This is a genomic window from Pectobacterium jejuense (assembly GCF_026800125.1).
Classification (GTDB): Bacteria; Pseudomonadota; Gammaproteobacteria; order Enterobacterales; family Enterobacteriaceae; genus Pectobacterium; species Pectobacterium jejuense.
Genome location: NZ_JAPQKX010000025.1, coordinates 1 through 11,323, shown reverse-complemented (window position 1 = coordinate 11,323; position 11,323 = coordinate 1). Strand labels below are relative to the sequence as shown.

General features: G+C 61.4%; 1 protein-coding gene. It reads right to left on the bottom strand.

Annotation, left to right across the window (positions count from 1 at the left end; translation table 11 throughout):
- On the bottom strand, positions 1-11,323 hold an 11,323-nt coding region (locus tag NXT09_RS22265), incomplete at both ends, for a non-ribosomal peptide synthetase (RefSeq protein WP_268581183.1).

Sequence of the window (11,323 nt, the reverse complement as noted above, 5' to 3'; positions counted from 1 at the left end):
AGTTCCGCGTAGCTGAGCGACTGTGCTTCGAACACGACAGCGGTGGCATCAGGGGTCTGTGCGACCTGTTGTTCGAATAGCTGATGAATCAGCGTCTGTGGCAGGTCGACATCGGTGGCGTTGAAATCGACCAGCAGTCTCTGGCGTTCGGCCTCTGGCAGCATGGGCAGCGAATTCAGCGGCTGCGTTACATCGTCGGCCATTGCCATCAGGATATTTTCGACATAACCCACCACACGGATGATGGTGCCCCGATCAAACAGGTCGGTAGCGTAGAGCAGCCCGCCTTCGAGACCGCTTTCAGTTTCGGTCAGTGACAGGGTCAGATCAAAGTGCGTGCTACGCTGTGGCCGCTCAACGACAGAGAGCTCAAGGCCGGGCAGCGTCAGGGCCTGCGCCGGGGTGTTATTCAGCGACAGCATCACCTGAAAGAGCGGGCTGTAGCTGAGGCTGCGCGTCGGTTGCAGTGCTTCCACCACCTGTTCAAACGGTAGAGCCTGATGGGCGTAGGCGTCCAGCGCCCGCTCGCGGATCTGTTCGAGCAGTTCCGCGACCGAGCGGCAGCGCCCCGGCTCGGTGCGCAACGCCAGCGTATTGACGAAGAAGCCGACTATGCCCTCCAGCTCCTGACGGGGGCGGTTGGCGACCGGGGTACCGATAACGATATCGTCCTGCCCGCTGAGGCGGGCGAGCACCACTGTCCAGGCGGCCAGCAGCGTCATAAACAGGGTGGTGCCCTGTTGCTGGCTCAGGGTATGCAGACGGTGCAGCTGTTCGCTATCGAGGAAGAAGGGAACCTGATCGCCCGCATAGCGCTGTACCGCCGGACGGGGCCGGTCGGTCGGCAGCGTCAGCAGCGCCGGTGCGCCTTCCAACTGATGACGCCAGTAGTCGCGCAGGTTGTCGAGCGTCTCCCCCTGCAGCCACTGACGTTGCCAGACGGCGTAGTCGGCGTACTGGACCGGCAGCGGCGGCAACTGGGCGTCGTGTCCCTCTCTGGCGGCCTGATACAGCGCGGCCAGCTCGCGTGCCAGAATACCGATAGACCAGCCGTCGGAGATAATGTGGTGCTGGGTCAGCAGCAGAATGTGGGTGTCATCATCCAACTGCAGCAACTGACCGCGGATCAGCGGCCCCTGTGTCAGATCGAAAGGTGCACGCGCCTCCTGTTCGGCCAGTTCGGACACGCGTGTGGCGCGTGCCGCCGCGTCCAGATCGTGCAGGTCATGGCAGCCGAGGCTGAAGCCGAGCGTATCCGGGGCAATCTGCTGGGCAGGCTGGCCGTCGAGGGCGGTAAAGCGGGTGCGCAGGCTTTCGTGACGGGCCATGAGTCCGTCGAGGGCGGCCGTGAGCGCCGGGCGATCAAGCCGGCCGGTAAGGCGCAGCGCGGCGGGCAGGTGATAGGCCTGACTGGCGGACGGATCGAGCTGGGCCAGGAACCACAGCCGCTGCTGGGCAAACGACAGCGGCAGGGGATGCGTGCGGTCGGCCACGGGCAGTGTGGACGGTGCCGCGTGGGTCAGCCCGCTGATGGCCGCTGCCAGATCGCACAGCGTCGGGTGCGCAAACAGGGTGGCCAGCGGGACGCTGATGCCGGCTTTGTCCAGGCGGTTCAGCAGTTGCACCGCCAGCAGCGAGTGGCCGCCGAGGGCGAAGAACCGATCGTGGCGGCCAACACGATCCAGCCCCAGCAGGTCCTGCCAGAGCGCGGCCAGTGTGCTTTCGATGTCGCCCTGCGGTGCTTCATAGTCGCGGGTGGCGAAGGCAGCCTGATCCGGCGCGGGCAGGGCCTGACGGTCGAGCTTGCCGTTCGGGGTGAGCGGCAGGGCGTCGAGCGTGACAAAGGCTGACGGGATCATGTAGTCCGCCAGAGCGCCGGCCAGTTGCTGGCGCAGACTGGCTGGCGTCAGCGTTGCCGCCGGCGTGGCGCAGAGATAGGCCACCAGCCGCGTATCGCCGGGGCTGTCTTCACGGGCAATCACCACGGCCTCCTGCACCCCTTGACAGCGCAGGAGGCGGGACTCGATTTCCCCCGCTTCGATACGGAAACCGCGCACCTTGATCTGGAAGTCGTTACGGCCGAGGTAGTCAATGCTGCCGTCGGGCAGCCAGCGGCCGAGGTCGCCGGTCTTGTAGAGCCGGGCGTCAGGATTATCGCTGAACGGATCGGCAATAAAGCGTTCGGCGGTGAGGTCGGGGCGGTGGAGGTAGCCACGGGCGACGCCGGCCCCGCCGATATGGAGTTCACCGGTGACGCCGACGGGAACGGGCTGACCCTGAGCATCCAGAATATATACCTTCGTATTGGTGAGAGGACGACCAATAGTGGGAGCCGGCTGCGAGGTATCGATAAGGCAGGCGGTGGCATCAACGGTACATTCGGTCGGGCCGTAAACGTTGATAAAGCGGGTATCGGAAAGCGCCTGCAGGCGCGACCAGACCTCAGGCGAAATGGCCTCCCCGCCGATGAGTACCTGCGCGGGCTGGTAGGTTGGGTCAGTGCCCAGTCCGGCGTCGAGCAGCCACTGCAACTGCACCGGGGTGCAGTCAAACAGGTTGACGGCGTGCCGGGCGAAATAGCGCCAGAGCTGATGGGCATCGGCGCGGATAGCGTCGGGCACCAGCACCAGCGTGTGGCCTGACAGCAGCTGTATCCAGTTTTTCACCGAGGCATCGAACACGATGCTGGCGTTGAGGGCGATGCGGCTGGGGTGCCGGAGCGCCAGCAACGTTTTCAGACCGGTGGCGAGATGAAGCACGTTGCGGTGTGCGACCATGACCCCTTTGGGCCTGCCGGTGGAGCCGGAGGTGTAAATCACATAGGCCAGATGGGTCGCGTTCAGCCCCTGTACCACGGGGTTGGCGTCCGGGTAGTTCGTGGAGGCGGGCGTATCCAGCAGGACGGTGGGCAGCGTGCTGCTGAGTGATGCCACTCGTGCGGACTGGGTCAGCAGGGCGACCGGTGCGGCATCATCGAGCATATAGGCGAGGCGCTCCGCCGGATAGGCGGGGTCCATCGGGACGTAGGCGGCGCCGGCCTTGAGGATACCGAGCAGGCCGACCATCATCTCGGGGCTGCGCTCGACGCAGAGGGCGACACGGTCATCGGGTTTGACACCGAGCGAAAGCAGATGGTGGGCCAGCTGGTTGGCACGGCGATTGAGTTCGCGGTAGGTCAGATGCTGGTCTTCAAACAGCACGGCAATGGCATCGGGGGTCTGTTCGGCCTGTGCTTCAAACGGTTGCTGAATTAACGTCTGACGCGGGAAGTCGGCGTCGGTGGCGTTGAAATCGACCAGCAGTCTTTGGCGTTCGGCCTCTGGCAGCATGGGCAGCGAATTCAGCGGCTGCGTCACATCGTCGGCCATTGCCATCAGGATATTTTCTACATAACCCACCACACGGATGATGGTGTCCCGATCAAACAGGTCGGTAGCGTAAATCAGCCCGCCTTCGAGGCCATTTTCTGTCTCAATCAGCGATAGCGACAGATCAAAGTGGGTGCGGTTCAGCGGACGCTCAACGGCAGAGATCTCAAGGCCGGGCAGCGTCAGGGCCTGCGCCGGGGTGTTATTCAGCGACAGCATCACCTGAAAGAGCGGGCTGTAGCTGAGGTTGCGAACGGGTTGCAGCACCTCTACCACCTGTTCAAACGGCAGGGCCTGATGGGCGTAGGCGTCCAGCGCACGCTCACGGATCTGTTCGAGCAGTTCTGCGACCGAGCGGCAGCGCCCCGGCTCGGTGCGCAACGCCAGCGTATTGACGAAGAAACCGACCATGCCCTCCAGCTCCTGACGGGGGCGGTTGGCGACCGGGGTGCCGATAACGATATCGTCCTGCCCGCTGAGGCGGGCGAGCACCACTGTCCAGGCGGCCAGCAGTGTCATAAACAGGGTGGTGCCCTGTTGCTGGCTCAGGGTATGCAGACGGTGCAACTGTTCGCTATCGAGGAAGAAGGGAACCTGATCGCCCGCATAGCGCTGTACCGCCGGACGGGGCCGGTCAGTCGGCAACGTCAGCAGCGCCGGCGCGCCTTCCAGCTGATGACGCCAGTAGTCGCGCAGGTTGTCGAGCGTCTCCCCCTGTAGCCACTGACGTTGCCAGACGGCGTAGTCGGCGTACTGAACCGGCAGCGGCGGCAACTGGGCGTCGTGTCCCTCTCTCGCGGCCTGATACAGCGCGGCCAGCTCGCGTGCCAGAATGCCGATAGACCAGCCGTCGGAGATAATGTGGTGCTGGGTCAGCAGCAGAATGTGGGTGTCATCATCCAGCTGCAGTAGCTGACCGCGGATCAGCGGCCCCTGTGTCAGATCGAAAGGTGCACGCGCCTCCTGTTCTGCCAGTTCTGCCACGCGCAGGTTGCGTGCCGCCGCGTCCAGATCGCGCAGGTCATGGCAACTGAGGCTGAAGCCGAGCGTATCCGGGGCAATCTGCTGGGCAGGCTGGCCGTCGCGGGCGGTAAAGCGGGTGCGCAGGCTTTCGTGACGGGCCATGAGTCCGTCGAGGGCGACCGTGAGCGCCGGGCGGTCAAGCCGACCGGTAAGGCGCAGCGCGGCGGGCAGGTGATAGGCCTGACTGGCGGCCGGGTCGAGCTGGGCCAGGAACCACAGCCGCTGCTGGGCAAACGACAGCGGCAGGGGAGACGTGCGGTCGGCCACGGGCAGCGCGGACGGTGCCGCGTGGGTCAGCCCGCTGATGGCCGCCGCCAGATCGCACAGCGTCGGGTGCGCAAACAGGGTGGCCAGCGGGACGCTGATGCCGGCTTTGTCCAGGCGGTTCAGCAGCTGCACCGCCAGCAGCGAGTGGCCGCCGAGGGCGAAGAACCGATCGTGGCGGCCAACACGATCCAGCCCCAGCAGGTCCTGCCAGAGCGCGGCCAGCGTGCTTTCGATGTCGCCCTGCGGTGCTTCATAGTCACGGGTGGCGAAGGCGGCCTGATCCGGCGCGGGCAGGGCCTGACGGTCGAGCTTGCCGTTCGGGGTGAGCGGCAGGGCGTCGAGCGTGACAAAGGCCGACGGGATCATGTAGTCCGCCAGAGCGCCGGCGAGTTGCTGGCGCAGACTGGCTGGCATCAGCGTTGCCGCCGGTGCGGCACAGAGATAGGCCACCAGCCGCGTATCGCCGGGGCTGTCTTCACGGGCAATCACCACGGCCTCCTGCACCCCTTGACAGCGCAGGAGGCGGGACTCGATTTCCCCCGCTTCGATACGGAAACCGCGCACCTTGATCTGGAAGTCGTTACGGCCGAGGTAGTCAATGCTGCCGTCGGGCAGCCAGCGGCCGAGGTCGCCGGTCTTGTAGAGCCGGGCATCAGGATTATCGCTGAACGGATCGGCAATAAAGCGTTCGGTGGTGAGGTCAGGGCGGTGGAGGTAGCCACGGGCGACGCCGGCCCCGCCGATATGGAGTTCACCGGTGACGCCGACGGGCACGGGCTGGCCCTGAGCATCCAGGATGTAGACGCGAGTATTGGTGAGCGGTTTGCCGATGGTCGGCAACGGCTGCGCGCGGTCAACAGGACAGGCGGTGGCATCAACGGTACATTCGGTCGGGCCGTAAACGTTGATAAAGCGGGTATCGGAAAGCGCCTGCAGGCGCGACCAGACCTCAGGTGAAATGCCCTCCCCGCCGATGAGTACCTGTGCGGGCTGGTAGGTTGGGTCGGTGCCCAGTCCGGCGTCAAGCAGCCACTGCAACTGCACCGGGGTGCAGTCAAACAGGTTGACGGCGTGCCGGGCGAAATAGCGCCAGAGCTGATGGGCATCGGCGCGGATAGCGTCGGGCACCAGCACCAGCGTGTGGCCTGACAGCAGCTGTATCCAGTTTTTCACCGAGGCATCAAACACGATGCTGGCGTTGAGGGCGATGCGGCTGGGGTGCCGGAGCGCCAGCAGCGTTTTCAGACCGGTGGCGAGATGAAGCACGTTGCGGTGTGCGACCATGACCCCTTTGGGCCTGCCGGTGGAGCCGGAGGTGTAAATCACATAGGCCAGATGGGTCGCGTTCAGCCCCTGTACCACGGGGTTGGAATCCGGGTAGTCCGTGGAGGCGGGCGTATCCAGCAGTATGGTGGGCAGCGTGCTGCCGAGTGATGCCACTCGTGCGGACTGGGTCAGCAGGGCGACCGGTGCGGCATCGTCGAGCATATAGGCGAGGCGCTCCGCCGGATAGGCGGGGTCCATCGGAACGTAGGCGGCGCCGGCTTTGAGGATACCGAGCAGGCCGACCATCATCTCGGGGCTGCGCTCGACGCAGAGGGCGACGCGGTCATCGGGTTTGACACCGAGCGAAAGCAGGTGGTGGGCCAGCTGGTTGGCACGGCGATTGAGTTCGCGGTAGGTCAGGTGCTGGTCTTCAAACAGCACGGCAATGGCGTCGGGGGTCTGTTCGGCCTGTGCTTCAAACGGCTGCTGAATCAACGTCTGACGCGGGAAGTCGGCGTCGGTGGCATTGAAATCGACCAGCACCTGCTGACGTTCGACTTCCGGTAATATAGGCAGACTTAACGCCGCCTGTTGCGGTGTGCTCTCCAGCGACGTGACCAGACTCTCAAGCGCGGTAAGCATATAGTGGACGATCCGTTCAGGGTCGACGCCCATGACGGTTTTGGCGGTCAGGTTAAAGCCATCGCCCAGATCGTCTACCGACAGCGTGATCGGATAGTTAGTGCGCTCTCGCCCGCTCAGTTGGCGCATGCCCTCCCAGAATGTGTTGCTGGTATCTTTCTGGGAATGACGATAGTTGAATAGCGTGCTGAACAGTGGCAGAGGAGGGAGAACCTGACTGCATTGCTGAGCCAATGCCAGCGGTGCCTGTTCATGTGCTAACAACGCCATTAGCTCATGAGACGTGTTCTGAACCACATCGTGTACGCTGTGCTCACGGAGCGATACACGCAGCGGCAGCGTGTTGATGAACATCCCCATCACTCGATCGGCCCCCGAGCTTCCCTGCAGGCGACCCGAAAGCACGGAGCCAAAGACCACGTCATCACGACCGCTTGTCAGTGCAAGGACCTGTGCCCAGGCAACATGGAATAGCACACTTGAGCTAATTCCCTGCTGGCGAGCCTGACGGCGAATAGTATCAGCCAGTACGGGATCGAGCGAAAGACGTGCTTCGGTGATGTCCTCGCCGTTGCCTTGCACATCCACGCGATCGAAAGGCGCTGTCGGTGTGTCAATATCCGCCAGTCGACTGCGGAAATAGTGCTCATGCTCTGAAAGTGGAACGCTCAGGATCTGCGCGATAAAGTTGCGATACGGTAGTGGTTCAGGCAGAGCTTCCACTCGATCCTGCAACAGTAAGCGGATTTCATCGATGATCAGCGCCTGTGTCATATGGTCGCTGATCAAATGATGGATGCTCAGCGACAATAGCCATTCGCCGCGAACCGGATCGTGCGCTGTCGTCGCCGAAAGCAGCGGAGCACGGTTGAGGTTGAGCCGATGATTGCTGGGATCGGTAGCCGCACGCAATTGTGCTGGGATATCGTCCGATGATGTTGCCGTCAGGGTATTTACCGTCAGCGGTGCCTGCCGCCAAACCACCTGCACGGGTTGATGGAGCCCTTGCCAGCAGATAGCGGTGCGCAGAATATCGTGGCGTGCGATCACCTGTTGCAATGCGCCGAGAAAATCATCAAGGCGTGTTTGCGTGTCAAAGGCGAGCAGGCTGTTTAACAGATAGGTATCGCCTTTCTCCTGCAACTGATAATGGAACAGAATGCCTTCCTGCAAGGGAGCCAGCGGGTAGATATCCTGCACATTGGCTACGCCGTTGGGTACCGTCGCGATAACCGTATCGATTTCTTCCTGAGACAGTGTGACCAGTGGCAACAACTCGGGCGTAATGATTGTGGCGTCTGTGACAATCCGATTAGGCGGAACGATGAACGCCGATTTATCTTGGTTCTCCAGTATTTCCTGCGCCATGTCGCAAAGAACTGGGGTAGAAAAGAGGCTTCGGGCTTCAAGTGTCCAGCCAAGGCTACGCAGACGTTCAATAAGTCTGACAATCATCAGCGAATGACCACCGAGCTCGAAGAACTGATCGCGGCGGCCGACGCGATCCAGCCCCAGCAGGTCTTGCCAGATTTGCGCGAGAGCTGTCTCCAGCTCGCCTTGCGGTGCTTCATAGTCGTGACGAGCGACTGCCGTTTGGCCGGGCGCGGGTAGCGCATTACGGTCGAGTTTGCCGTTCGGCGTGAGTGGGAACGTATCAAGCACGACAAAGGCAGAAGGCACCATATACTCGGCCAGATGCTGGCTGAGCTGTTGACGCAGGTCAGTCGGGTGGAGTTCCGCACCCGATTGTGGGCAAAGATAGGCCACCAGTCGGGTGTCGCCGGGGCTGTCTTCACGGGCAATCACTACCGCTTCGCCGACGCCGCTGCACTGCATCAAGTGCGTTTCTATTTCACCCAGCTCGATACGGAAACCGCGCAGTTTGATCTGGAAGTCGTTACGGCCCAGATACTCGATATCGCCATTGGGCAACCAGCGGCCAAGGTCACCGCTCTTGTAGAGCTGAGCATCAGGACGATCGCTAAACGGATCGGCAATAAAACGCTCGGCCGTCAATGCCGGGCGATTAAGGTAGCCGCGTGCGACACCAGCACCGCCAATATAGATTTCACCGGCGACACCAAGGGGAACTGGCTGTTTTTGCTCATCCAGAATATAAATTTGCGTGTTGGCAATCGGGCTGCCAATCGGTGGTGCTCCGCTGTGGCTCCCATCGCAGCGATACAAAGTAGCACAGACGGTAATCTCCGTTGGGCCGTAGGCATTAAACACCTGTCGGCCCGATGTCCAGCGCTTAACCTGCGCCGCGCTGCACGCCTCTCCGCCCAGAATCAGGGTCTTCAACATAGGAAGTTCGGCGTCGGGTGGTAGAGCACTGGCAGCAATAGGCGGTAATAACGCATGCGTGACCGCCTGCGTTTGTAGCGTCGTCAGCAGCGCCTCGCCGGGCAGCAGCGCTTCTCGGGGGGCAAGTACCAGACTACCGCCATGAGAAAGTGTGGTTGCGACTTCAAACACACAGGCATCGAAACTGAAAGAAGCAAACTGCAACAAGCGGCTGTCGCGGGTGATATTGAAGGCATCAGACAGTGCATCAACCAGATTACACAGATTACGATGCTCAACCATGACCCCTTTGGGTTTACCCGTGGAGCCAGAGGTGTAGATGACATAGGCCAGATGATGTGGCGTCAGGCCGAACGATTGCGGTGTCGGGTTACTGTCTGGTGCCTCGTCCGCGATAGCGGCTGGCAGATTATCGAGTTCGATAGTGGGCAGAGGGCTATCCAACAGGGCGACCAGATCGGTTTGCGTCAGCAATGCAACAGGGGCGGCATCCTCCAGCATATAAGTCAGACGATCGACGGGATAAGAGGGATCCAACGGCACATAAGCGGCACCGGCTTTGAGGATGCCAAGCAGACCAACAATCATCTCCAGACCACGCTCGACGCAAATCGCAACCCGATCGTCCGGCTGTACGCCGAGCGTAAGCAGATGATGGGCAAGACGGTTGGCGCGGCGGTTGAGTTGATCGTAATTGAGGGTATGTTCGCCGAACACGACTGCAATGGCATCTGGCGTCTGGCGTGCCGCGTGTTCAATGCGCTCGTGAATCAGCGCGTGCGGTAGGCTATCCGTGCCGGTGGCATTAAAGCCAATCAGCAATTGCTGACGTTCGGATTCCGGTAGCACGGATAGGCTGCGTATCGGTCGCTGAGGCTCCGTTTCCAATGCCGCTGTCAGACCACTGATTGCCGTCATCAGGTAATTCACCACGCGCTCAGGATCGATTCCCTCAATGGCCTGTGCTTCCAGGCTAAACGCGTTACCTCGGTCGTTGACAGAAAGAATGAGTGGATAATTGGTACGCTCTTCCGACGTGAGCAAACGCATGCCGCTCCAGGCAAGATCGTCAATATCCTGTGAACTATGGCGGTAGTTGAACAGCGTGCTGAACAACGGCATCGGTGGCGTCACACCGCTACAGCGTTGTGCCAATGCCAGCGAGGCTTGTTCATGTTCCAGCAACGTCATGAGATCGTGTGAGGTGCGTTGAACCACTTCTTCCACGCGACTATCGGCAAGGGATACTCGCAGCGGCAGCGTATTGATAAACATCCCCATGGTCCGATCGGCATCGGCGGTGCCTGCGAGTCGACCCAGCAGAACAGAGCCGAATACCACTTCATCACGACCGCTGGTCTGCGCCAGCACCTGCGCCCAGGCCACATGGAACAGCACGCTGGGGCTGACGCCAAAACGGCGAGCCTGACTGCGAATCGCAGATGCCAAAGCGGCTTCCAGAGGTAAATGTGCCTCGGTGACGCTGCCGCCATCTCCCTGTACATCCAGCAGGCCAAAAGGCGCTGTCGGTGCATCGATATCCGCTAGCCGTTCGCGGAAATAGGCCTCGTGTTCTGAGGTCGGTACATTTAAGGTTTGGTAGATAAAATTACGGTACGGCAGTGGCGTCGGCAGGGCGTCCTGCTGGCCCTGCAACCGCTGACGGATTTCACCGACGATCAGTGCCAGCGTCATATGGTCACAGACCAGATGGTGGAAGCGCAGCGCCAGCAGCCATTCGTTTCGTTTGGTATCGTGAGCGATATCGGCCCTAAACAAAGGAGCCTGATTCAGATCGACGCGATGGGTGCATGGATCGGTATGTGCCTGTAACTGTGCCAATACCGCCTCTGATGAGGTGGCTTCAAAATGACGTATCGGCAGCTCTGCCTGACGCCAGACCACCTGTACCGGCTGGCTTAGTCCCTGCCAGCAGACGGCGGTGCGCAGAATGTCGTGACGATCGATAACCTGCTGCAATGCGGCAAGGAAGTTATCGAGATGCTCACGCGTGTCAAAGGCTGCCAAATTTCTTAATAAGTAAGCATCGCCTTGCTTCTGCAGTTGGTGATGGAAAAGAATGCCTTCCTGCAGAGGCGAAAGCGGGTAGATATCCTGTACGTTGGCGGCGCCGCCGGCGACCGTAGCTACTACGGTATCGATCTCCGGCTGGGTGAGCGTCACCAGCGGCAGCAGATCGGGCGTGATGGCGGTGCAGTCTGCCGGAATGCGGTTGGGCGGCACCACTACAGCCGGTTTATCCTGATGCGCCAGCACTGCCTGTGCCATTTCACTGAGAATCGGTGTTGAGAACACACCTCGCACATCAAGCGGGTAACCCTGACGCCGCATTTCTTCGATCAGATTAACGATCATCAGCGAGTGACCGCCGAGCTCGAAAAAGTGGTCGTGGCGGCCGACGCGCGCCAGCCCCAGCAGTTCCTGCCAGA